Source organism: Arthrobacter sp. 01N442 (genome assembly GCF_056399345.1).
On sequence record NZ_JBFTRD010000001.1, the window covers coordinates 213,642 to 235,495 of the forward strand.

18 protein-coding genes are annotated in these 21,854 nt (G+C 68.0%); 9 read left to right on the plus strand and 9 right to left on the minus strand.

Annotated features, from left to right (window positions below):
• Window positions 1–32 precede the first annotated feature (32 nt).
• Window positions 33–785 (plus strand): TetR family transcriptional regulator, encoded by a 753-nt coding sequence (locus AC1DNC_RS00945; RefSeq protein WP_476860699.1) that lies wholly within the window; start codon window positions 33–35, stop codon window positions 783–785.
• A 93-nt stretch (window positions 786–878) separates the two neighbouring features.
• Window positions 879–3,038 carry an acyl-CoA dehydrogenase family protein gene (locus AC1DNC_RS00950; RefSeq protein ID WP_476860700.1) on the plus strand — a complete coding sequence of 720 codons (2,160 nt, stop codon included), beginning with the start codon at window positions 879–881 and terminating at the stop codon, window positions 3,036–3,038.
• Between the two features lie 67 nt (window positions 3,039–3,105).
• On the opposite strand, the gene glgA is transcribed toward AC1DNC_RS00950, so the two are convergent.
• The gene (gene glgA / locus AC1DNC_RS00955; RefSeq protein ID WP_476860701.1) at window positions 3,106–4,305 is read right to left on the minus strand and encodes a glycogen synthase; all 1,200 of its coding nucleotides are present in this window, start codon (window positions 4,303–4,305) and stop codon (window positions 3,106–3,108) included.
• A gap of 101 nt (window positions 4,306–4,406) precedes the next feature.
• On the opposite strand from glgA, the gene glgC reads away from it, so the two are divergent.
• From glgC to AC1DNC_RS00970, 3 genes are all read left to right on the plus strand, one after another.
• Complete coding sequence (gene glgC / locus AC1DNC_RS00960; RefSeq protein ID WP_476860702.1) at window positions 4,407–5,825, plus strand: glucose-1-phosphate adenylyltransferase; 1,419 nt, start codon at window positions 4,407–4,409, stop codon at window positions 5,823–5,825.
• A 141-nt stretch (window positions 5,826–5,966) separates the two neighbouring features.
• Entirely contained in the window at window positions 5,967–7,454 is a 1,488-nt protein-coding gene (locus AC1DNC_RS00965; RefSeq protein ID WP_476860955.1) for an SDR family NAD(P)-dependent oxidoreductase, read from the plus strand.
• A 109-nt stretch (window positions 7,455–7,563) separates the two neighbouring features.
• The gene (locus AC1DNC_RS00970) at window positions 7,564–8,031 is read left to right on the plus strand and encodes a pyridoxamine 5'-phosphate oxidase family protein (protein ID WP_476860703.1); all 468 of its coding nucleotides are present in this window, start codon (window positions 7,564–7,566) and stop codon (window positions 8,029–8,031) included.
• A 56-nt stretch (window positions 8,032–8,087) separates the two neighbouring features.
• Here the strand turns inward: AC1DNC_RS00970 and AC1DNC_RS00975 are convergent, their stop codons facing one another.
• Window positions 8,088–8,546, minus strand: a complete 459-nt coding sequence (locus AC1DNC_RS00975) for a universal stress protein (protein ID WP_476860704.1) — start codon at window positions 8,544–8,546, stop codon at window positions 8,088–8,090.
• Window positions 8,547–8,907: 361 nt separating this feature from the next.
• Between AC1DNC_RS00975 and AC1DNC_RS00980 the strand changes: the two genes are divergently transcribed.
• Window positions 8,908–9,642: a response regulator gene (locus AC1DNC_RS00980; RefSeq protein WP_476860705.1), complete on the plus strand. Its 735-nt coding sequence runs from the start codon at window positions 8,908–8,910 to the stop codon at window positions 9,640–9,642.
• A 41-nt stretch (window positions 9,643–9,683) separates the two neighbouring features.
• On the opposite strand, the gene AC1DNC_RS00985 is transcribed toward AC1DNC_RS00980, so the two are convergent.
• On the minus strand, window positions 9,684–11,381 hold the full coding sequence (locus AC1DNC_RS00985) for a sensor histidine kinase (protein ID WP_476860706.1): 1,698 nt from the start codon (window positions 11,379–11,381) through the stop codon (window positions 9,684–9,686).
• Window positions 11,382–11,537: 156 nt separating this feature from the next.
• On the opposite strand from AC1DNC_RS00985, the gene AC1DNC_RS00990 reads away from it, so the two are divergent.
• Complete coding sequence (locus AC1DNC_RS00990) at window positions 11,538–12,023, plus strand: pyridoxamine 5'-phosphate oxidase family protein (RefSeq protein WP_476860707.1); 486 nt, start codon at window positions 11,538–11,540, stop codon at window positions 12,021–12,023.
• An 18-nt stretch (window positions 12,024–12,041) separates the two neighbouring features.
• Here the strand turns inward: AC1DNC_RS00990 and AC1DNC_RS00995 are convergent, their stop codons facing one another.
• Genes AC1DNC_RS00995 through AC1DNC_RS01005 form a run of 3 tightly spaced genes read right to left on the minus strand, consistent with a single transcriptional unit; the run spans window position 12,042 to window position 15,404 of the window.
• On the minus strand, window positions 12,042–12,893 hold the full coding sequence (locus tag AC1DNC_RS00995; RefSeq protein ID WP_476860708.1) for a transglutaminase family protein: 852 nt from the start codon (window positions 12,891–12,893) through the stop codon (window positions 12,042–12,044).
• A complete protein-coding gene (locus AC1DNC_RS01000) occupies window positions 12,890–13,816 on the minus strand; it encodes an alpha-E domain-containing protein (protein ID WP_175323354.1) in 927 nt (308 codons plus the stop codon). Before AC1DNC_RS01000 ends, AC1DNC_RS00995 begins: the two co-directional genes overlap by 4 nt.
• On the minus strand, window positions 13,809–15,404 hold the full coding sequence (locus AC1DNC_RS01005; RefSeq protein WP_476860709.1) for a circularly permuted type 2 ATP-grasp protein: 1,596 nt from the start codon (window positions 15,402–15,404) through the stop codon (window positions 13,809–13,811). The genes AC1DNC_RS01000 and AC1DNC_RS01005 overlap by 8 nt, the downstream gene beginning before the upstream one ends.
• 145 nt (window positions 15,405–15,549) lie before the next feature.
• On the opposite strand from AC1DNC_RS01005, the gene AC1DNC_RS01010 reads away from it, so the two are divergent.
• Window positions 15,550–16,584, plus strand: a complete 1,035-nt coding sequence (locus AC1DNC_RS01010) for a YeiH family protein (RefSeq protein ID WP_476860710.1) — start codon at window positions 15,550–15,552, stop codon at window positions 16,582–16,584.
• A 74-nt stretch (window positions 16,585–16,658) separates the two neighbouring features.
• Window positions 16,659–19,277 (plus strand): aminopeptidase N, encoded by a 2,619-nt coding sequence (gene pepN / locus AC1DNC_RS01015; protein ID WP_476860711.1) that lies wholly within the window; start codon window positions 16,659–16,661, stop codon window positions 19,275–19,277.
• A 131-nt stretch (window positions 19,278–19,408) separates the two neighbouring features.
• Here the strand turns inward: pepN and AC1DNC_RS01020 are convergent, their stop codons facing one another.
• The 3 genes from AC1DNC_RS01020 to AC1DNC_RS01030 all read right to left on the minus strand — a co-directional run bounded on the left by AC1DNC_RS01020 (window position 19,409) and on the right by AC1DNC_RS01030 (window position 21,852).
• Window positions 19,409–20,509, minus strand: coding sequence for a lipoate--protein ligase family protein (locus AC1DNC_RS01020; protein ID WP_476860712.1), 1,101 nt, complete (start codon window positions 20,507–20,509; stop codon window positions 19,409–19,411).
• Window positions 20,510–20,631: 122 nt separating this feature from the next.
• Window positions 20,632–20,889 (minus strand): type B 50S ribosomal protein L31, encoded by a 258-nt coding sequence (locus tag AC1DNC_RS01025; RefSeq protein ID WP_056739465.1) that lies wholly within the window; start codon window positions 20,887–20,889, stop codon window positions 20,632–20,634.
• Between the two features lie 153 nt (window positions 20,890–21,042).
• Window positions 21,043–21,852 (minus strand): TrmH family RNA methyltransferase, encoded by an 810-nt coding sequence (locus AC1DNC_RS01030; protein WP_476860713.1) that lies wholly within the window; start codon window positions 21,850–21,852, stop codon window positions 21,043–21,045.
• Between the last annotated feature and the right edge of the window lie 2 nt (window positions 21,853–21,854).

Genomic DNA, 21,854 nt, shown 5'->3' on the forward strand with positions numbered 1-21,854 from the left:
TGATACCCAGCGTACCTGATACGCTGGGTATCGTGAACATCCTCCAGGCTGAACCTCCCGGACCGGTCAGCGCATCCGGCAGCGCCGGCGGCCGTGCCGGTAGCGGCACGGCGCCCGGTCCCGTCAGTGCCGTCGTCGATGGACGGACCTCCCGCTGGCAGTCCCACCGCGAGGAACGCCGCCGCGAGCTGATCAAGTCGGCCCGGAAGGCGGTGCACGCCCTGGGCAGCGAAGCCTCAATGGAGGACATCGCGGCAGCTGCCGGAACCTCCAAATCCGTGTTCTATCGCTACTTCGGGGACAAGGCAGGCCTTCAGCAGGCCGTGGGCGAGGTCGTCCTGAACCAGATGCAGCGGCGCATCCAGGAGGCCGCGCAGAGCGCCCAGACCCCGCGCGAGGGGCTCTATGCCATGGTGTCCGCATACCTCCAAATGGCCGAGACCAGCCCGAATGTGTACACCTTCGTTACCCGGTATGCGCCGGGTGAAGCGGAGAGCCAGAACGGTTCCATTGCGGCGGCCGGGGCGCTCGGGCATTTCTTCGCGGCGATCAGCGAGATGATCGCGCTGCCGATGCGGAACCAGCTGCGCGCCGTCCCCGGCAAGGAGGCGGTGATCGGCTACTGGCCCAACGCCGCGATCGGACTGGTCCGGAACGCCGGAGAACAGTGGCTGGCCAGTCCGGACTCCCCCGCCAAGCCCAACCAGGAAGCGATGGCCCGGCAGATCACCGACTGGCTCTGCTTCGGCATCGCGCCCGAACTCCAAGAACCGCCGGTCCCCTAGCCAACATCGGCGCCGCCACCAACTGCCCGAAAAACCAACCATATAAATCCCAACTGCCAGAACCGCAATGTCAGTGCCAACGAAGGAATCGACATGACTGAACTCGCCGACCGCCCCGCGGGCCGTCTCATTTCCCCGGCCCCCGAGCCCCGGACCTCGCCCGCCGCAAGTTCCGCCCCCGGAGCCCCCGCCGTCGACGTCGCCGCCCTCGGCGAACAACTGCTCGGCAAGTGGGCCGACATCCGCCGGCAGTCCCGGGAGCTGGCCGGCCGGCCGGAACTGTACAAGACCGAGGGGCTGCCCCACACCGAGCACCGCCAGCGCGTCTTCGGCCAGCTCAAGGTCCTCGTCGACAACGGCGCCGTGCACCGCGCCTTCCCGGTGGCGCTCGGTGGCGCGGACGAACACGGCGGCAATGTGGCCGGCTTCCAGGAGCTCGTCATTGCCGACCCCTCGCTGCAGATCAAGGCCGGCGTGCAGTGGGGCCTCTTCGGCTCGGCCGTGAACCACCTCGGCACCGAGGAACACCACGAGAAGTGGCTGCCGGGCATCATGAGCCTGGACATCCCCGGCTGCTTCGCCATGACCGAGACCGGCCACGGCTCGGACGTCGCCAGCATCGCCACGACGGCCACCTACGACCCGGCCACCGAAGAATTCGTCGTCCACACGCCGTTCCGCGCCGCCTGGAAGGACTACATCGGCAACGCCGCTGTCGACGGCCTGGCCGCCGTCGTCTTCGCCCAGCTGATCACCAACGGCGTCAACCACGGCGTGCACGCCTTCTACATGGACCTGCGCGACCCGGAAACCAAGGAATTCCTACCCGGCATCGGCGGCGAAGATGACGGCGTCAAGGGCGGACTCAACGGCATCGACAACGGCCGCCTGCACTTCACCCACGTGCGTATCCCGCGGACCAACCTGCTCAACCGCTACGGCAACGTCGACGCCGACGGCGCCTACACCTCCCCTATCGCCAGCCCGGGCCGCCGTTTCTTCACCATGCTCGGCACGCTGGTGCAGGGCCGGGTCTCGCTCGACGGCGCTGCCGTGACTGCTTCCAAGCTGGCTCTGAAAACTGCCATCCAGTACGCCTCCGAACGGCGCCAGTTCAACGCCTCCTCCGCCACGGACGAGGAGGTGCTGCTGGACTACCAGCGGCACCAGCGCCGGCTGTTCACCCGGCTCGCCACCACCTACGCGGCAAGCTTCGCCAGCGAACAGCTGCTGCAGAAGTTCGACGACGTGTTCTCCGGCCGGAACGACACCGACGAGGATCGCCAGGATCTCGAGACCCTGGCCGCGGCGCTCAAGCCGCTGAGCACCTGGCACGCCCTGGACACCCTGCAGGAGTGCCGCGAGGCCTGCGGCGGCGCCGGCTTCCTAATCGAGAACCGGTTCGCCTCGCTGCGCGCCGACCTTGATGTCTACGCCACCTTCGAAGGCGACAACACCGTGCTGCTGCAGCTCGTCGCGAAACGCCTGCTGGCCGACTACGCCAAGGAGTTCCGCAACGTGGACTTCGGCGTGCTGGCCCGCTACGTCGTCGGACAGGCGACCGGGGCCGCCATCCACCGGACCGGCCTGCGGGGCGTTGCCCAGTTCGTGGCTGACTCCGGTTCGGTGCAGAAGGCCGCCAGCGCGATCAAGGATGAGGCCGGCCAGCGGGCCCTGCTGACCGAGCGCGTTCAGGCCATGGTGGCGGAGGTCGGTTCGGCGCTCAAGGGCGCGAACAAGCTGCCGCAGGCCCAGGCCGCAGCCCTGTTCAACAGCCACCAGCACGAACTCATCGAGGCGGCCCAGGCGCACGCCGAACTGCTGCAGTGGGAAGCCTTCACCGAGGCGCTGGGCAAGGTCACGGACCCCGGCACCAAGAAGGTCCTGACCTGGCTGCGCGACCTGTTCGGATTGTCCCTGATCGAGAAGAACCTGTCCTGGTACCTGATGAACGGCCGGCTCTCGATGCAGCGGGCCCGCACCGTGGGTGAGTACATCAACCGGCTGCTCGTGAAGATCCGCCCGCACGCCCTGGACCTGGTGGACGCTTTCGGCTTCGGCCCGGAGCACCTCCGCGCCGCGATCGCCACCGGGGCCGAGAAGACCCGCCAGGATGAGGCCAGGGAGTTCTTCCGCCAGCAGCGCGCCACCGGCCACGCGGCGGTGGACGAGAAGATCCTGCTCGCCCGCAAGGCCCAGTCCGGCAAGGCGAAGTCAGGCACCGCGAAGTCGGCCAAGACCCAGCGCGGCTAAACGACTGCACTAAACGACGACGGCGCCGCCCCCTTAGCCGGGGCGGCGCCGTCGTCGTTTGGCGTGACTACTGCGGAAGGACCGAGCGGTACACCTCAAGGGTGGTTTCGGTGATGGATTCCCAGGAGAAGTGCTCCTCGGCCCGGCGCCGGCCGGCCTCACCCATCGCGCGGGCACGCGCCGGGTCGGAGACCACCTCCGTGAGAGCCGCGGCAAATTCCGTGACGAACTTCTCCGGATCCAGCGGGGTGCCGGTGCCGTCGGTGACCTGTTCAAGCTGCACGAGCAGGCCGGTCTCGCCGTGCTGGACCACCTCCGGGATACCGCCGGTGGCGCTGGCCACCACGGCTGCGCCGCAGGCCATCGCTTCCAGGTTCACGATCCCGAGGGGTTCGTAAATGGACGGGCAGGCGAACGCGGTGGCGTGGCTGAGGACCTGGATGAGCTCCCGGCGCGGGAGCATCCGCTCCACCAGGATCACGCCGCTGCGCTGGCCCTGCAGTTCCTCGATCAGTCGGGCGGTCTCCGCGGCGAGTTCCGGCGTGTCCGCGGCGCCGAGGCAAAGCACCAGCTGGACGTCGGCGGGGAGCTTGGCGGCTGCCCGCAGCAGGTACGGGACACCCTTCTGCCGCGTGTTGCGGCCCACGAAGACCACGCTGGGCCGCTCCGGGTCAATCCCGAGGGCGCGGAGCACGTCGTCATCCTCATCGCGGTTCCAGAGGCTGACGTCGATGCCGTTGTGGACCACGCGGACCTTGGCCGGGTCCACCTCGGGGTAGCTGCGCAGGATGTCCTGACGCATGCCTTCGGACACGGCGATGATCGCCGCGGCGGATTCGTAGGCGGTCTTCTCCACCCAGGAGGACAGGGCATAGCCGCCGCCGAGCTGTTCGGCTTTCCATGGCCGTAACGGCTCCAGGCTGTGGGCGCTGAGCACGTGCGGGATGCCGTGCAGCAGCGAGGCGATGTGGCCGGCCATGTTGGCGTACCAGGTGTGCGAGTGCACGAGGTCCGCCCCGGCGATGTCAGGGACGATCCTCAGGTCCACGCCGAGGGTCTGCACGGCGGCGTTGGCGCCGCCCAGGTCCTCCGGCACGGCATAGGACGTCACGGTGGCCCCGTGGTACTGCGGATCACGCGGCGCCCCGAAGGCCCGCACCTGCAGGTCCACCTTCTGGGCCAGTACCCGGCTGAGTTCGGCCACGTGGACGCCGGCGCCCCCATAGATTTCGGGCGGGAATTCCTTGGTCACAATGTCTATACGCACAACCCCCAAGGTAGTCGTTCCGGCTGATCTGTTCTAGTGTGAAGAGGTCCGGGCACACCGGACAGTTTTGGGGAGCACCAAAGGCGTTCAGGAGCGATCACATGCCGCAGCAGAAGAAAGTCTTGGCCATAGTCCTCGCAGGTGGCGAGGGAAATAGGCTAATGCCGTTGACGGCCGACCGGGCCAAGCCCGCCGTTCCGTTTGCCGGAAGTTACCGGCTCATTGATTTTGCTCTCTCGAACCTGGTGAATTCCCGGTATTTGCAGATTGTTGTCCTCACGCAATACAAATCCCACAGCCTTGACCGGCACATTTCTGAAACGTGGCGAATGTCCACGCAGCTCGGCAACTACATCGCGTCCGTGCCCGCCCAGCAGCGTGTCGGCAAGAGCTGGTTCCTCGGCAGCGCCAACGCCATCTACCAGTCCCTTAACCTGATCCACGACGCCAATCCCGACATCGTCGTCGTGGTCGGCGCGGACCACGTCTACCGGATGGACTTCGCCCAGATGGTCGCCCAGCACGTCGCCAGCGGCGCCAAGGCGACGGTCGCGGCCGTGCGGCAGCCGCTGCATATGGCAGACCAGTTTGGCGTGATCGAGGTGGACCAGGAGAACCCGGAGAAGATCGCAGCCTTCGTGGAGAAGCCCTCCTCCACGCCCGGGCTCGCCGCGGACCCGACCCAGTTCCTGGCGTCCATGGGCAACTATGTCTTCAACGCTGACGCTCTAGTCGAAGCGCTGCATGTCGACGCCGAGAGGCTCGACACCAAGCACGACATGGGCGGCGACATCATTCCCTACTTCGTGGACCAGGGCGAGGCCGGGGTGTACGACTTCACCCTCAACGACATCCCCGGCTCCACCGAACGTGACCGTACTTATTGGCGGGACGTCGGCACCATCGATTCGTTCTACGACGCCCACATGGACCTGATCTCCCCCGTGCCGGTCTTCAACCTGTACAACTCGGAGTGGCCGATCTACACGCGCCAGAGCATCTCCCCGCCGGCCAAGTTCGTCCGCGGCGAGGGCCGCACGGTGGGCACGGCGCTGGATTCGATCGTGGCCAGCGGTGTGGTCATCTCCGGCGGCATCGTGGAAGGTTCGGTGCTCTCCAACGACGTTTACGTCGGCACCGCGAGCCGGGTGCTCGACTCGGTACTGATGGACAAGGTGCAGGTCGGGGCGGGCGCCGTGGTCAAGCGCGCCATCGTCGATAAAAACGTCCGCATCCCCGCCGGCGCGGCGATCGGCCTGGACCCCGAACTGGACCGTGCGCGCGGGTTCAAGGTCACCGAGTCCGGCATCACGGTCCTGTCCAAGGGCCAGGAGGTCCCCGAGCCGGGAGACGCCGAACGCGCGCTCTCCGCGGCCAACCTGTACCTGGTGCCGGATGCGGTCAAGACCGCCACCGAGAACTGGCCGGCCGGGCGCGAGTCCGTGGAGAAGGTCGGCGAAGTGCACGCCGCCGCCGTCGGCCTCGAGCCTCCCGGGAGCACCTCCACCAAGGCGTACTGAGCAGGAGACCGGCGCCGGGTACCGTTTGCCGGCTCCCGGCCCGGCCCCTGCGCAGGCCGACGTTCGGACGGGCCCTGGCCGGGCTGTAAAATTGGCCCAATGAGCTCCTCCGATCTGCCCCCCGTGCCGGCCTCCGATCCGATGGCCGCTGCCGAGCCGGCGGCAGCCGTCCCCGCCCCGGCGCCAGCCGAACTGACCTCCGCCGAGATCGCGGCCTGCCTCAAGGTGCTGGACAGCATCCACGTCTACGACGAGGAGCACCCGGACTACGTCTCGGTCCGCCGCGCGACCGGCAAGATGTTCAAGGCGGTCAAGCGGCACCGCCGGGTCACCAAGCGAGACCTGATCGCCGAGGCAGACCGCGCCGTCATCGCCCAGACCGCGACGGCCGCGCCGGACCGGATTGACGACGAGACCCGCGGCAACAAGCTGGCCACCTCGGCCACCGGGGAAGTCGCCGGCCACCTGATCAGGTCCCGGCCCTGCTACATCTGCAAACAGCACTACACCCAGGTGGATGCGTTCTACCACCAGCTCTGCCCGGAGTGTGCACTCTTCAGCCACAGCAAGCGCGATGCGCGGACGGACCTGAGCGGCCGGCGCGCCCTGTTGACCGGCGGCCGGGCCAAGATCGGCATGTACATCGCCCTGCGGCTGCTCCGCGACGGCGCCCACACGACGATCACCACCCGCTTCCCAAAGGACGCCGCCCGGCGCTTCGCCGCGATGGAGGACAGTGCCGACTGGCTGCACCGGCTTCGGATCGTGGGCATCGACCTGCGCGACCCCTCCCAGGTCATGGCCCTGACGGATTCACTGGACGCCGCGGGGCCGCTGGACATCATCATCAACAACGCCGCCCAGACGGTGCGGCGCTCCGGAAACGCCTACAAGCCACTGGTCGACGCCGAGGACGAGCCGTTGCCGGCGGAGCTGCAGGCGGCCAACGGCGGACCAGAACTGGTCACGTTCGGCCACGCCCACGACAAGCACCCGCTGGCCCTGGCAAGCTCGGTCCTGGACCACCCGGTCCTGGCCGGCGACGCCATCACCTCACTGGCGCTCTCGACCGGCTCGGCATCGCTGGAGCGGATCGCTTCGGGCACCGCGATCGACGCCGGCGGCCTGGTCCCGGACCTCGCCACCATCAACAGCTGGACCCAGGTGGTGGACGAGGTGGATCCCCTGGAGATGCTCGAGGTGCAGCTGTGCAACGTCACGGCGCCGTTCCTGCTGGTGAGCCGGCTGCGCGGGGCGATGAAGCGTTCCACGGCACGGCGGAAGTACATCGTGAACGTCAGCGCCATGGAAGGCCAGTTCTCCCGCGCCTACAAGGGACCCGGGCACCCGCACACCAACATGGCCAAGGCCGCGCTGAACATGATGACGCGTACCAGCGCCAAGGAAATGCTGGAGTCCGACGGCATCCTGATGACCGCCGTCGACACCGGCTGGATCACCGACGAGCGGCCGCACTACACAAAGGTCCGGCTGATGGAGGAAGGCTTCCACGCCCCGCTGGACCTGGTCGACGGCGCGGCGCGGGTCTACGACCCCATCGTCATGGGCGAGTCCGGCGAGGACCAGTACGGCGTGTTCCTCAAGGACTACAAGCCGAGCCCCTGGTAATACCTGCTGTGGGGTCGGCGGGTCCCTCGCCCGCTAGCGGCGCGTGCGCGGCTGCGCCACGGGCCTTATGGCCCTAATGGGCCTCGGGGCCCGTCCGTAACGTGGAGCTGTGACTACGACGACGCCTCCGCCAAATTTCCAGCTCTCCATCGACCAGTGCTGGGTGCTGCTCGACAGCGAAGTGGTCGGGCGGATCGCGCTGATCGTGGACGGCCACCCCGAGGTCTTTCCGGTGAACTTCGTCCTGCAGCGCCGCTCGATCGTGTTCCGCACCGCCGGCGGCACCAAGTTGTGGGGCGCCATCACGGCCAAGCCGGTTGCCTTCGAAATCGACGGCTATGACTCCCACGAGCAGACCGCCTGGAGCGTCGTCGCCCGCGGCGAGGCCCAGCTGATTGAGGACCAAGCGGACAAGGATGCGGTGGACGAGCTGCTCCTCGAGCCGTGGCAACCCGGCGAAAAAAACTACTACGTCCGGCTGGCACCGAAGGCCCTGACCGGGCGCCGCTTCAAGGTCAACAACCCGGATGTGTGGCACACCCGGCTGGCAGACCCGAGGCGTGCCTCCTTCGAGTAGTCGCGGCGGTCCGTAACCGCCGCCTAAACCCTGTCGGCCCCGCTGACGCTGGCCGGCTAGTGCTTCGCCGGCTGGTGCTTTGCCGGCGCGTGCACCACCATCACTGGGCAGTGCGCGTGGGCCACGAGGGCCGAGCTGACGGAGCCGAGCAGCAGGCCGCCGAAGCCGCCGTGCCCGCGCCTGCCCAGCACCAGCAGGTCCGCGTTCCGGCTCTCCTCAAGCAACATCCGGCGCGGGTGCCCCTGCACCAGCCGTGTTTCCACATTGGCGGGGGTGGTTTCGCCGAAGGCCTTCACTACGGTCTCTTGCAGGATCTCCCCGGCGCGGACGTCAAAGTCGTTGATGCCCATGGCGACGTAGCCGTCGTAGACCGGAGGAACGTCCCAGCAGGCCATCGCCACCAGGTTCGCCGACAGCGGGAGGGCCAGCCGCTGCGCCTGGCGGAGGGCCTCCACCGAGGCGTCCGATCCGTCGACTCCAACCAGGATGGTCCGGATGCCGGTAGCGTCGCTCATGGCTGGTCCCTTTCGTGGTGCCCCCGTGGCAGTAGCTCCAAGGATTCCGGCGCCCGGGTCCGTCGGCTAGGGCCGAAAGTCACGGCGGCCCGGCCGCCCCGGCGCCGTAGGCCGAACGGCCCTTGCCCGGGACCCCCGGGCGGCCGCAGACTTGCTCTGTGCACGGCGAAGAAATATTCGGGTCCCGCACCATTTGCAGGCCGCCGGAGGCCACAATAGAAAGTACGACTCCACCACAATTCAGGAACCAGCAACCAGGGTTCCGCACAAGATGGACGGGCGTGGTCTGCTGCATACCTGCGACGCGAGCTGGGGAGCTCCGTGGAACGCGAGGCGGCAGTGGCGTCCTGACAGGAGAAACATGATTGCCTGGGCAGATGCCGGTCTCACCGCAACCGAGGGCCATCCGGCTGTCATCCGTGTGTTCATCCTCGACGACCACGAGCTGGTCCGCCGCGGCCTGCAGGAACTGCTGGAGGGCGAGGGTTTCCTCGTGGTCGGCAGCTCAGGCTCCGCCGTGGAAGCCACCCGCCGGATACCGGCACTGCATCCGGATGTCTGTGTCCTGGATGCCCGGCTGCCCGACGGCACCGGGATTGAGGTCTGCCGGGACGTACGCTCCGTCGATCCTTCGTTGAATTGCATCATTCTCACCAGTTTCGACGACGAGCAGGCCCTGCGCGGCGCTGTCCTCGCCGGCGCCTCGGGCTACGTCCTGAAGGAGATCGGCGGCACCGACCTGATCGGTGCGCTGCGCCGTGCCGCGGCTGGCGAATCCCTCTTCGAGGACGGCGTGGCCGCCGGGATCGTCGAGAGCCTGGTCGAAACCGAAGAAGTGGATCCGCGCACGACCTCCCTCACGCCGCAGGAGCGCAGGGTGCTGGAACTGGTTGGCGGCGGACTCACGAACCGCCAGATCGCGGCTGAGATGTTCCTGGCCGAAAAGACGGTCAAGAACTACGTTTCGTCCCTGCTGGCGAAGTTGGGCTTCGAGCGACGCACCCAGGCCGCCGTCTTCATTGCCAGCCCGGCCGGCGCGGGCACGGCTGCCAACGGCTCGGCAGCCGACGCCGGGCGGCAACACAGCAACCACTGACGAAGTACGCGCCAGAAGGACCAGCCAGAAGGTTCCCGCGGCTAGAGCGGCACGGACCATTCCACGCTGGTGCCGGCGTCCGGCGCCGTCGTGATGGTGCATTCGCCGTCCAGCATCCGCGCACGGTCTTCCAGGTTGGCCAGGCCGTTGCGTTCCTGGCTGTCGTCGAAGCCGGAGCCGTTGTCCGTGATGACGACCGTGACCTGGCCTTTCACGACGGCCACGGACACCGAGATCGCGTCAGCGCCGGAGTGCCGGATCGCATTGCTGAGGCCTTCCGAAACCACGGCCACCACGTTGTCCGCCTTGTCCGGCGTGACGGCATCCACCGGGCCGGTCAGTGTCAGCCGCGGGGTGAAGGGCATGGACTTGGCCGAACTCCGGGTCACGCGCCGGATCCTGCCGCTGAGCAGCTCGGTTTCTCCGCTGCTGCTCCGGAGCGAGTAGATCGTGTCCCGCAGGCTGCGGATCGCCTCGTCCAATTCGCCAGTGATGTTGCGGATCCGTTCGGTCGCCAGCTCGTCCTTGGTGAACCGGGTCAGGCTCTGGACACTCAGCCCGGCGGCGAAGAGCCGCTGGATGACGAGGTCGTGCAGGTCCCGGGCGATCCGGTCCCGGTCCGTGAAGACGAGGAGTTCTTCGCGCAGCCGATGCACACGGGCGAGTTCCAGGGCCAGGGCCACGTGCGAGCCGAAGACCGCGCCCATCTCGATGTCGGTGCGGGCGTAACGGCGGCCGTTCGGGCCGCGGGCCAGGAGCAGGAGGCCGTGGTGCGCGCCCTGGGTGCTCAGCGCGACGGCGAGCAACGGTCCCATCGGGCCGCACTCGGTGCACTCCAGCACGGCGGCGGAATCCTCCACAATGGTCGGTTCGCCACCGGAAAACACTTCCCTCAGTTCCGGCGAATCGAGCGCCAACGGCTTCCCGGAGAGCTCCCTCGCCCGCTCCCCCGCAGCACCCGCCACAATGTAGCCTGGCCCGGACGCATCAGGGGCGACAATCAGCGCCAGCTGGGACTCGGACTCCCGCAGTGCCCGGGCTGCGATGGGATCGAGCCCGCTCACCGTGTAGTCCCGGTCATCGCCGAGCATCAGCCCCGCGACATCCATGCACGCCTCCAGCCAGCGCGCGCGGCGCCGTGAGTCGTCGTACATCTTGGCGTTCTCAATCGCGACCCCAGCGGCCGCGGCCAGCGCCATCGCGAGTTCCTCGTCCTCATCGCTGAAGTCCCCTCCGCCCTCTTTCTCCGTCAGGTACAGGTTTCCGAAGACGGTGTCGCGGACCCGGATGGGAACGCCAAGAAAGGACCGCATGGGCGGGTGGTGTTCGGGGAATCCCACGGCTTCCGGGTGCCGGCCGAGGTCGTGCAGCCGCAGCGGCTGGGGGGTGGTGACCAGCACGCCGAGCACGCCCTTGCCGGAGGGCACCAAACCGATCTTGGCGGCGAGCTCCTCGTCAATGCCGACGGTGATGAAATGGCTCAGGGCCCGGTTGTCGCCCATGACGCCCAACGCCCCGTAGCGGGCACGCAAGAGGTGGCAGGCCGACTGCACCACCCGTTCCAGGACGGCGTCGAGGCTGAGGTCTTCGGCGAGGGCGACGACTGCTTCGAGCAGTCCGGCCATCCGCTCGCGGGACTGCAACAGCTCACCGCCGTGAGAAACGAAGTCCTTGAGCAGGTCTTCTACTTTCGTAGTGCCGGAGCCGATAGTCTCCCGGCCCTCATCGACAGATTCCATCAGTCCCCCGATACTCACCACGTCCATCCGCGCCGATGACGTGTTGCCAGAATACCCTGATACGTTCCGATCAGACCCACGGAATTGGCGGATTATTACGCCGCCGGGCCGTTATGCCCTAGCCCGGTCCTCCCCGGCTGACGTAGGCTCGGCGCCATGAGCACCGATCCGAAACCGGCAGCAGGCCAGCCCCACGACGTCGAAAATCTGGACAGCCACGAGTGCTGGCGGCTCTTGCGCAGCGTCACAGTGGGCCGAATGGCCGTGTGGGTGGATGACCATCCAGACATCTTTCCGATCAATTACAAGGTGGACCACGGAACCCTCGTCTTCCGCACCGCGGAAGGCACGAAGCTGCAGGCCGCGACCGGCGACACGGCGGTAGCGGTGGAGGCCGACGGCGTCGATGCGGACAGGGGCATCGCCTGGAGCGTGGTCGTCAAGGGCCAGGCCGCCGCGGTCAAGAACCAGGAGGAGATCCTGGACACGGTGGGTCTGCTGCTGTTCCCGTGGCAGGCCGGCAAGAAAGACCACTTCGTCCGGATCACACCGGATTCGCTCACCGGCCGGCGGTTCAAGATCGTGCCGCCGCTGACGTGGTGGACCCCGCTCGACGATGCCACCCGCTCCGGTTTCGAATAGGAACCGGCCGGGGGCGCGTCAGGCCAGCCGGGTGATCTCCACCGTCACTGACAAGGCCGATCCCCCGCCGCCGGACAGGATGCCCTTGAGTGGCGGCACGTCGCGGTAGTCGCGGCCGCGGGCCACGGTGACGTGGAAGTCCCCGGCAGGCTTGTGGTTGGTCGGGTCCCAGCTGCGCCATTCGCCGTCCCACCATTCCAGCCAGGCGTGTGACTGCCCGGCGACGGTCTCGCCGAGGTCCGCCGTCGAGCGCGGGTGCAGGTAGCCGGACACGTACCGGGCCGGGATACCGCAGCTGCGCAGCGCTCCGATCGCGAGGTGGGCAAGGTCCTGGCAGACACCCTGCCGCTGCGTCCAGGCTTCCTCGGCGTTGGTGGTGACGCCGGTGGAGCCTTTCATGTAGCTCATCTCCCCGCGCATCCATTCGAACACCGCCATCGCGGCCTCGTGCGGGTTACGCCCCTCGACGACGCCGGGGACGATCGCGAGGACCTCGGCGCCGGGACCGGTCAGCTGCGACTGCGGGATCCAGTCGCTGAACTGGTTGAGGGTCTCCGGCGAGGCCAGCACATCCCAGCCCACGATGTCCGCCTCGGCCGGGACCCGCTCGACGCGGTGGACCTCCACCGTGGTGGTGGCGAGGACCTCGAGGTGGTCGTGCGGCATCTGCATGTCGAACGCCGTCACACGAGTGCCCCAGTAGTCGCGGTAGCTGCTGAGCGCGGCCTGCGACGGCGAGACCTTCATCGAGGACTCCAGCACCACCTGCTGCGGGTCCGTCAGCGGCGTCATCCGCGCCTCGTTGTAGGAGAGGGTGACCCGCTTGTTGTACTTGTACGCGGTCCTGTGGGTAATGCTGAGCCGGGTCATGAAACTTCTCCCACCCAGGCCAGTTCGTCTGCCTGATTGAAGTACTTACGGGAAATGGCGTCCGAGGCCTGCGAAACGGCCTTCTGCACGCGCTCCATGTGCTCCGGCAGTTCGGACATCAGGTCGTCGGTGCGGTGGAACTCCAGGAAGGTCCGGGCCTGGCCAACGATCCGGCGGGCGTCATTGATGAAGCCGACGCGCTGGGCCGAGGGGTCCAGCTTGGCGAGGCAATCGTCGGCGTCGCGCAGGGCGTACACAATGGACCGCGGGAAGAGCCGGTCCAGCAGCAGGAACTCGGCCGCGTGTTGGTCGCCGAAGGCGGCCCGCCGGGTGCGTAAAAAGGATTCGTAGGCGCCCGCGCAGCGGAGCATGTTCACCCAGGACATCCCGGCGGAGAGCACGTCCCGGGTGGAGAGCATGCGCGCGGTCATGTCGGCCCGCTCCAGCGAGCGTCCCAGGACCAGGAACAGCCAGCTTTCATCGTGGCTGACCGTGGTGTCGGCGAGGCCGCTGACCATCGCGGTGCGTTCCAGCACCCAGTTGCAGAAGCGGTAGGTGCCCACCACGTCCTTGCGGTGCTGGTTCAACCCGTAGTAGGTGGTGTTCAGGCTCTCCCAGAGTCCCGAAGACACCGTTTCCCGGGCACGCCGGGCGTTCTCACGTGCCGCGCCCAGGGAGCCGGCGATCGAGGTAGCGCTGTGCTTGTCGTAGGCCAGGGCGTGCAGCAGCTCGTCCAGGCCGAAATCCTCCGACTGCGGCCGGGCACCCATGACGGCGAGGAGCTCCTGCGCCACGCTGCGCTGTTCCTCCATCGGCAGGTGGTTCAGCCGTTCGAGGTGGACATCGAGAATCCGGGCGGTGCCGTCGGCACGTTCAACGTAGCGGCCGATCCAAAACAGTGACTCGGCAATACGGCTAAGCATTCGCGGCTACCTCCTGCGCCTCGGACATCTGCTGCTGTTGCTGCTCTTTCTGGCTGTCGCGCCAGTTGCTCTCCACCGGCCAGACCGAGACCCGCTCACGGACCGTGATCGCCGGCCGCGGGATGGCCTCCACCGGGACCTGCGGGGAATCAGCCAGCACCCAGGTGTCCTTCGAGCCGCCGCCCTGGCTGGAGTTCACAATCAGCGACCCCTCCTTGAGCGCCACCCGGGTGAGGCCGCCGGGCAGCACCCAGACGTCGTCGCCGTCGTTCACCGCGAACGGGCGCAGATCCACGTGCCGCGGGCCGAACTTGTCGCCGCTGAGCGTCGGCACGGTGGAGAGCTGCAGCACCGGCTGCGCGATCCAGCCTCGGGGGTCGGCGATGATGCGCTTGCGCAGGGCGTCGAGCTCGTCCTTCGATGCGTCCGGTCCGATCACGAGGCCCTTGCCGCCGGAACCGTCCACCGGCTTGACCACCAGCTCGTCGAGCCGGTCCAGCACGTGCTCGCGGGCTTCCTTCTCCTCGAGTCGGAAAGTGTCAACGTTGGCGATGACGGGTTCCTCGCTGAGGTAGTACCGGATCAGGTCCGGCACGTAGCTGTAGACCAGCTTGTCGTCTGCGACGCCGTTACCCACGGCGTTGGCGATGGTGACGCCGCCGGCGCGGGCGGCGTTGACCAGCCCGGGGCAGCCGAGCATGGAGTCGGAGCGGAACTGCAGCGGGTCCAAGAACTCGTCGTCGATCCGCTTGTAGATCACGTCCACGCGCTGCTCGCCGGCGGTGGTGCGCATGTAAACCCGGTTGCCGCGGCAGATCAGGTCACGGCCCTCGACCAGTTCAACGCCCATCAGGCCGGCCAGCAGGGTGTGCTCGAAGTAGGCGCTGTTGAACACGCCGGGCGTCAGGACCACCACTGTGGGGTCGTCGACACCGGACGGGGCCGTCTTGCGCAGCGCGGACAGCAGCCGGCGCGGGTATTCCTCTACCGGGCGGATGAGCTGCTGGCCGAACGCCTCCGGCAGGCCCTTGGCCATGGCGCGGCGGTTCTCCAGGACGTAGCTGACCCCGGACGGGACGCGCACGTTGTCTTCCAGGACGCGGAACGTGCCGGCAGCGTCGCGGACGACGTCAATGCCGGAAATGTGCACGCGGACACCGCCGGCCGGTTCGAAGCCGTGCACTTGGCGGTGGAAGTGGGCGCTGGTGGTGACGAGCTGCCGCGGGATGACGCCGTCGGCAACGACCGTCATTTTGTCGTACACATCGTTGAGGAAGGCTTCGAGCGCCCGGACGCGCTGGGCCACGCCGCGTTCCAGCACGGACCACTCGTCCGCCGGGATAACCCGGGGCACGATGTCCAGCGGGAAGGGCCGCTCCTCGCCCGCGAAGTCGAAGGTGACGCCGCGGTCCAGGAAGGTCCGCGCCATGGAATCGGCACGGGCGGTGACGTCGGCCAGCGAAAGCTCCTGCAGCGCCCCGGCCACCTGCCCGTAGGAGCGCCGGGCCTGCTGGTCCGGGGTGAACATCTCGTCGTAGGCGCCGCTGCGGCCGGCGGCCTCGGAGTAATCCTGGAAAAGGTCAGACATGCCCACTAGCCAACCACCTTTTCGTTACGAAATCATTTCGACGTAACCCGCAGGGCGTGTTGCGGCTAACGCCGACGCCCGGGGTTTGCAGCGGTTCCGTGTTGCGCTCCGATGCATGCCCCGAAGATACGGCAAAGTGGGAGTCGTGCCTCTTACCCGTCCCGCCCTCCCGCAGCGGCGCCCCGGCCAGCTTGCGCCGCTTTTGCCCGGCCTGCTCGCCTGCGCCGCCGCCGTAGCCGTCGCCCTTGCCGTCCACCTTCTGTTGCCCTCGTTGCCTGCCATGACGGTGGCAGTCGTGCTGGGGCTGCTGGCCGCCAACCTGCCGGGCGCCTCCGGCTGGACCGCCGGATCCGGCCGGCCCGGGCTCGACTTCGCCGGCAAGCACCTGATGCGCAGCGGCATTGTGGTGCTGGGACTCAAGGTCAGCGTTATGGATGTGCTGGGCCTGGGCTGGCCGGCACTGCTGCTGATCACCGGGGTGGTGCTGGCCGCCTTCGCCGGCACCTACGGGATCGGCCGGCTGTTCCGGCTGCCGCCGCAGGTGTCCCTGTTGATCGCGACCGGGTTTGCCATCTGCGGCGCCTCCGCGATCGGCGCGATGGCCGCCGTGCGCCGCATCCGGCAGGCCGACACGGTGCTGCCGATCGCGCTGGTCACGCTCTGCGGCACGCTCGCGATCGGCGTCCTGCCGCTCCTGATCGGCCCGCTGGGCCTGGGCCCGGAAACCTTCGGAGCCTGGACGGGCGCCTCCGTGCACGACGTCGGCCAGGTGGTCGCCACCGCCCAGACCGCCGGCGCGTCGGCGCTCGCCGTCGCCGTCATCGTCAAACTCACCCGCGTACTGCTGCTCGCGCCCATGGTCGCCGCAGCAGGGATCCACCACCGGATAGGGTCCGACGACGGCGGGAAGCTCCCACCGGTCGTGCCGCTGTTCGTGCTGGGGTTCATCGCCATGGCGGCCCTTCGCTCCAGTGGCTGGCTCTCCCCCGAGGTACTTGGCGCGGCCGCAATGCTGCAGGATGTGCTGTTGGGCATGGCGCTGTTCGGACTGGGGTCGGCCGTCCGGGTGCGGCACCTGCTGCGCACCGGGACCCGTGCCCTGCTGGCAGCCCTGGCGTCGTGGCTGCTGATCGCCGCGCTGGGCCTGGCCGCCGCCGTCATCCTCATCCCCGGCCGCTGAAACCGGCGCCTGACAGGGCTAAACAGGGCCTGAAGACAGCTGTACCGCGGTACCGCTCGTGATTAGATAGCGGAGTGTCGAACCAGAACCTGCGCCGTGACGAAGCGGCCACCCGCTCAGCCCTGATCACCACCCACAGCTACGATGTGTCCCTTGACGTCCGGCAGGCCGCGGACCCCAAGGTCGCGGGCTATACCAGCCGAAGCGTGATCACCTTCTCCGCCAGCGAACCCGGCGCCTCCACCTTCCTGGACTTCATCGGCAGCAGCGTGCACAGCGTCTTCCTCAACGGTAAGGGGTTGACGCTGGACGAGGTGGTGGACGGTTCCCGAATCCGGCTGGACGATCTTCAGGCCGAAAACCAGGTCACGGTCACCGGCACCGCCCTGTTCAGCACCTCCGGCGAGGGCATGCACCGCTTCTTCGATCCGGCTGACGGCCAGTGCTACCTCTACACCCAGTACGAGCCCGCCGACGCGCGGCGCGTGTTCGCGAACTTCGAACAGCCGGACCTCAAGGCCGAGTTCACCTTCCACGTGATGGCCCCGTCCGGGTGGCAGGTCTCCTCGAACGGCGTCGAAACCCTCCGCACCCAGCTGACCAGCGACCCGGCGACGAGCCGCTGGGACTTCGCCCCGACGAAGCCGATGTCCACCTACATCACCACCGTGCTCGCCGGGCCCTACTTCAAGGCCGAAGACGCCTGGCACGGGACCCTCGCGGACGGGACGGAGCTGGACGTGCCGCTGGCCCTCTACTGCCGCGCCTCGATGGCACCGTCCTTCGACACGGAAGAACTGTTCCGGCTCACCCGGAACGGTCTGGACTTTTTCAACGAGCTCTTCGATTACCCGTACCCGTGGGGGAAGTACGAGCAGGCCTTCGTGCCCGAGTACAACCTCGGCGCGATGGAGAACCCCGGCCTCGTGACGTTCACGGAGAGCTACGTTTTCACCTCCCGGGCGGCCGACTCGCAGTACCAGGGCCGCGCCAACACCCTGCTGCACGAGATGGCGCACATGTGGTTCGGGGACCTCGTCACGATGCGGTGGTGGGACGATCTGTGGCTGAAGGAATCCTTCGCTGACTACATGGGAACCCTCGGCGTGGACCGCACCACGGACTGGGAGACCGCCTGGGTGAACTTCGCCAACAACCGCAAGGCCTGGGCCTACGTCCAGGACCAGCTGCCCACCACGCACCCGATCGTCGCGGACATCCCGGACCTTGAAGCCGCCAAGCAGAACTTCGACGGCATCACCTATGCCAAGGGCGCCTCGGTGCTCAAGCAACTCGTCGCCTATGTGGGCTTCGACGCCTTCATCGCCGGCTCCCGTCAGTACTTCCGTGACCACGCCTACGGCAACACCACGCTGGAGGACCTGCTGGCCGCGCTCAGTGCCGCCTCCGGCCGGGACCTCGCCACCTGGGCACGGCAGTGGCTGCAGACGTCCGGCATTTCCACCCTCAGCTCCGAGATCGAGGAGCACGACGGCGTCCTGGGCACCGCGTCCCTGCTGCAGCACGCCGTAGATCCGATCACCGGCCGGCAGGAGCCGCGGCCGCACCGGCTGCGGATCGGCCTCTACAATCACGACGCCACCGGCGCGCTGGTCCGCACCGAGAGCGTGGAGACCGACGTCGACGGCGAACGCACCCTGGTGGGCCAGCTCGCCGGCAAGGCACGCCCGGCGCTGCTGCTGGTCAATGATGAGGACCTCAGTTACGCCAAGGTCCGGCTGGATCCGCACTCCGAGGCCACGGTGCGCAGCTCGCTGGGAACGATCAGCGATCCGATGGCACGGGCCCTGTGCTGGACCGCGCTGTGGGACTCCGCCCGGGACGCCGTGACCCCGGCGGCCAGCTACGTGGAGGCGGTACAACGCTTCGGCCCCGCCGAGTCAGGCATCGGCGTGCTGCTGAATGTCCTGGGCAACGCCGGGACCGCAATCGAACGCTACGTCCCTGCGGACCGGCGGGGCGCCGTCCGCAGCGGATTCCTCGCCACGGCCGCCGCCGAACTCGAGGGTGCTGCTCCCGGTTCGGACCAGCAGCTGGCCTGGGCGCGCACGCTTGCCGCCACGAGCCGCTTCGACGCCGGGCGCCTGGAGCTGGTCCGCGGCCTGCTGGACGGCAGCACCGTCATCGAGGGCCTCTCGGTCGACGCGGAGCTCCGCTGGAACCTCTGGCACGCCCTCGCGGCCCACGGCCAGGCCGCCCCCGCCGAGCTGGACGCCGAACTGGCCCGCGACAACACCGCCTCGGGCAAGTCCGGGCACGCCACAGCCCTTGCGGCGCGGCCCGATCCTGCGGTCAAAGATGCCGCCTGGGACGCCGCCGTGCACGGCACCGCACTGTCGAACCAGCTGCTCAGCGCCACCATCACGGGATTCAACACCGCGCCGGCCGCCCTGCTGGCCGGCTACGTCGAACCCTACTTCGAGTGCCTCGAGCGGGTCTGGGCGGGCCGGAGCATCGAGATCGCCAGCCGGATCGTCCGCGGTCTGTACCCCGCAGGCCAGGACCTGGCCCAGGACAGCGGGCAGGCGCAGGCTCCCGAGGAGCACCCGGTGATTGTCCGCACGGATAAGTGGCTCGCCGAACATCCGGACGCAGCCCGCGCGCTGCGACGGATCATCATCGAACAGCGCAGCCAGTTGCTGCGGGCGCTCACGGCACAGGCCGCCGGCTAGGACCCGGATCGACTGCTCCCCACCGGCTCCCTAGCCTCGCAAGCTCGGCCAGGGAACCCTGCCGGCGTGGGCCCAACCGCCCTTTGAGGGGTCAACAGGCCGGTGGGGAGCAGTCGATGGGGCGGATGCAGCTACGGGACCCGGTGCAGCCACTCCGTGGTGCCAAACTTGGTCTCGACCCGCTGCCGGGCCGCCTCGAGCTCGGTCTCGGTCAGTTCCGCGGGCGTCGCCGCGTACCGCTCGGTGAAGACTTCCATCATGGCGGCGACAATCTCCGCACGGGCCAGGCCGGTCTGCCGACGGAGCGGGTCGACGCGCTTCTTGGCGCTCGTGGTGCCCTTGTCCGAGAGTTTCTCCTTGCCGATCCGCAGCACCTCGACCATCTTGTCGGCGTCGATGTCGTAGCTCATGGTGACGTGGTGCAGCATTCCGCCGTTGGCGAGCCGCTTTTGCGCGGCACCGCCGATCTTGCCCTGGTCGGTGGCGATGTCGTTCAGCGGCACGTAGAACGCGCTGATGCCGACCTTCTCCAGCGCCGCCATGACCCACGCATCCAGGAATCCGTAGGAATCGGCGAAGCTGATGCCGTCGACGAGGGTTTGCGGCAGGTAGAGGGAGTAGGTGATGCAGTTGCCCGCCTCCATGAACATGGCTCCCCCGCCGCTGATCCGGCGGACCACACTGATGCCGTGCCGGCTGACGCCGTCGGGGTGGACTTCGTTGCGGACGGACTGGAAGCTGCCGATCACCACCGAGGGTTCCTCCCAGTCCCAAAAACGCAGTGTCGGGTTGCGGCGGCCGGCACCGACTTCCTCGGTGAGGACCTCGTCCAGCGCCACGTTCACGTGGGTGGGAAGCACGGAAGGGCCGATGATGTTCCAGTGGTGGTCGCCCCAGCCGGTGGCCTTGGCCAGTGCCCGGCGGACCGCGATCGCGACCGACTCGGCGGAGAAACCGAAAAGCACGGCGTCCTCGGGCAACGCGGCCGTCACGGCGGCGGCAAGGTCGGCTGCACTGGCATCCTCGGGCAGGCCGGTGAGGCTGCGGTTGATCTCCAGGAGCGCCTCGTCGGGTTCGAGGAAGAAATCGCCGCTGATCGAGACGTGCGCCAGGACGCCGTCGACGACGTCGAGGTCGGCCACCACGAGTTTGCCGCCGGGCACCTTGTACTCGCCGTGGCGGCGGCCGCCGTCGTCGGTCGTTGACGCCGCAGAGGAAGGGAGGGATGTCATACCGTCAATCCTGCCCCACGGCCTGCCCAAAGCGAAGCCGGCCGAACCGGGTGCCGCCGGGACGCAAAAAGCCCGCACCGTCGCCGGTGCGGGCTTTTCCAAAAGACCTTGGGAGCAGAAAGTTACTTCTTGCCGCCGAAGCCCTTGAAGCGAGCGTTGAAGCGCTCGACGCGGCCTGCAGAGTCCATGATGCGCTGCTTGCCCGTGTAGAACGGGTGGGACTCGGAGGAGATTTCGACGTCGATGACCGGGTAGGTGTTTCCGTCTTCCCACTCGATGGTCTTCGAGGAAGACACGGTGGACTTGGTCAGGAACTTGACGCCGGAAGCCAGGTCGTTGAAAACAACAGCTTCGTACTTCGGGTGGATATCAGACTGCATAATTGGACCTTTGTTCGCGCAACTGGATTTTGCCAGCTGCCAGGTATGAGTGGGATAGCTACGCGGCGCCCAAAGGCGCAGCACGGCCAGCTACCAATAATAGCCCAGATCCCGGGACTGGACGAACCGGCCGGCGGTGCGCTTGCGGAGGTGTCAGCCGCGGGGCCGCAGTTCCCAGAACGCGACGGCGGACGCTGCGGCGACATTCAGCGAATCGACGCCGGGGCGCATCGGGATTTTCACGGCGAGGTCCACGGCGGCCAGGGTTTCTGCGCTCATTCCGGCGCCTTCGGTGCCGAGCACCAGGGCAAGCCGTTCGGGGTTGCGGGCGGCGAGCTCGTCGACGTCCACCGCGTCCGGGGTCAGCTCCATGGCGGCGACGAGGAAGCCGTGTTCCTTCAGCACCGTCAACTCCCCCGGCCACTCGTCGAGCCGTGCCCACGGCACCTGGAAGACCGTGCCCATGCTGACGCGCACGCTGCGCCGGTAGAGCGGGTCGCCACAGCGCGGGGACACCAGCACGGCGTCGAGCCCGAGTGCGGCCGCGGAGCGGAAGATGGCGCCAACGTTGGTATGGTCCACGATGTCCTCGAGTACCGCGATCCGGCGCGCACCGGCGAGCAGTTCGGGCAGCGGTACGGGTGCCGGACGGTGCATGGCTGCCATCGCGCCGCGGTGCAGGTGGAAGCCGGTGATTTCTTCCAACAGCGCGGCGGAGCCAATGTAGGCCGGGACGTGCGGGTATTGCTCAAAGACGTCGGCGAGGTCCTGGAGCCATTTCTCCGCCAGGAAGAAGGAGCGGGGTCTGTGGCCTGCGGCGAGGGCGCGGCGCAATACGCGGGAGGACTCGGCAATGTACATGCCCTCGGCGGGCTCGCGGAGTTTGCGCAGGTGGACGTCGGTCAGCTGGGTGTAGTCGGAGACCCGGGGGTCGTCCGCGGAGTCGAGGTAATGGAAGGTCACCG

Excerpts from the sequence above, each read along its gene's own strand:
- AC1DNC_RS00950 (WP_476860700.1), top strand. The coding sequence starts at position 879 with ATGACTGAACTCGCCGACCGCCCCGCGGGCCGTCTCATTTCCCCGGCC.
- glgC (WP_476860702.1), top strand. The coding sequence starts at position 4,407 with ATGCCGCAGCAGAAGAAAGTCTTGGCCATAGTCCTCGCAGGTGGCGAG.
- AC1DNC_RS00965 (WP_476860955.1), top strand. The coding sequence starts at position 5,967 with ATGGCCGCTGCCGAGCCGGCGGCAGCCGTCCCCGCCCCGGCGCCAGCC.
- AC1DNC_RS00975 (WP_476860704.1), bottom strand. The coding sequence starts at position 8,546 with ATGAGCGACGCTACCGGCATCCGGACCATCCTGGTTGGAGTCGACGGA.
- AC1DNC_RS00980 (WP_476860705.1), top strand. The coding sequence starts at position 8,908 with ATGATTGCCTGGGCAGATGCCGGTCTCACCGCAACCGAGGGCCATCCG.
- AC1DNC_RS00985 (WP_476860706.1), bottom strand. The coding sequence starts at position 11,381 with ATGGAATCTGTCGATGAGGGCCGGGAGACTATCGGCTCCGGCACTACG.
- AC1DNC_RS00990 (WP_476860707.1), top strand. The coding sequence starts at position 11,538 with ATGAGCACCGATCCGAAACCGGCAGCAGGCCAGCCCCACGACGTCGAA.
- AC1DNC_RS00995 (WP_476860708.1), bottom strand. The coding sequence starts at position 12,893 with ATGACCCGGCTCAGCATTACCCACAGGACCGCGTACAAGTACAACAAG.
- AC1DNC_RS01000 (WP_175323354.1), bottom strand. The coding sequence starts at position 13,816 with ATGCTTAGCCGTATTGCCGAGTCACTGTTTTGGATCGGCCGCTACGTT.
- AC1DNC_RS01005 (WP_476860709.1), bottom strand. The coding sequence starts at position 15,404 with ATGTCTGACCTTTTCCAGGATTACTCCGAGGCCGCCGGCCGCAGCGGC.
- AC1DNC_RS01020 (WP_476860712.1), bottom strand. The coding sequence starts at position 20,509 with ATGACATCCCTCCCTTCCTCTGCGGCGTCAACGACCGACGACGGCGGC.
- AC1DNC_RS01025 (WP_056739465.1), bottom strand. The coding sequence starts at position 20,889 with ATGCAGTCTGATATCCACCCGAAGTACGAAGCTGTTGTTTTCAACGAC.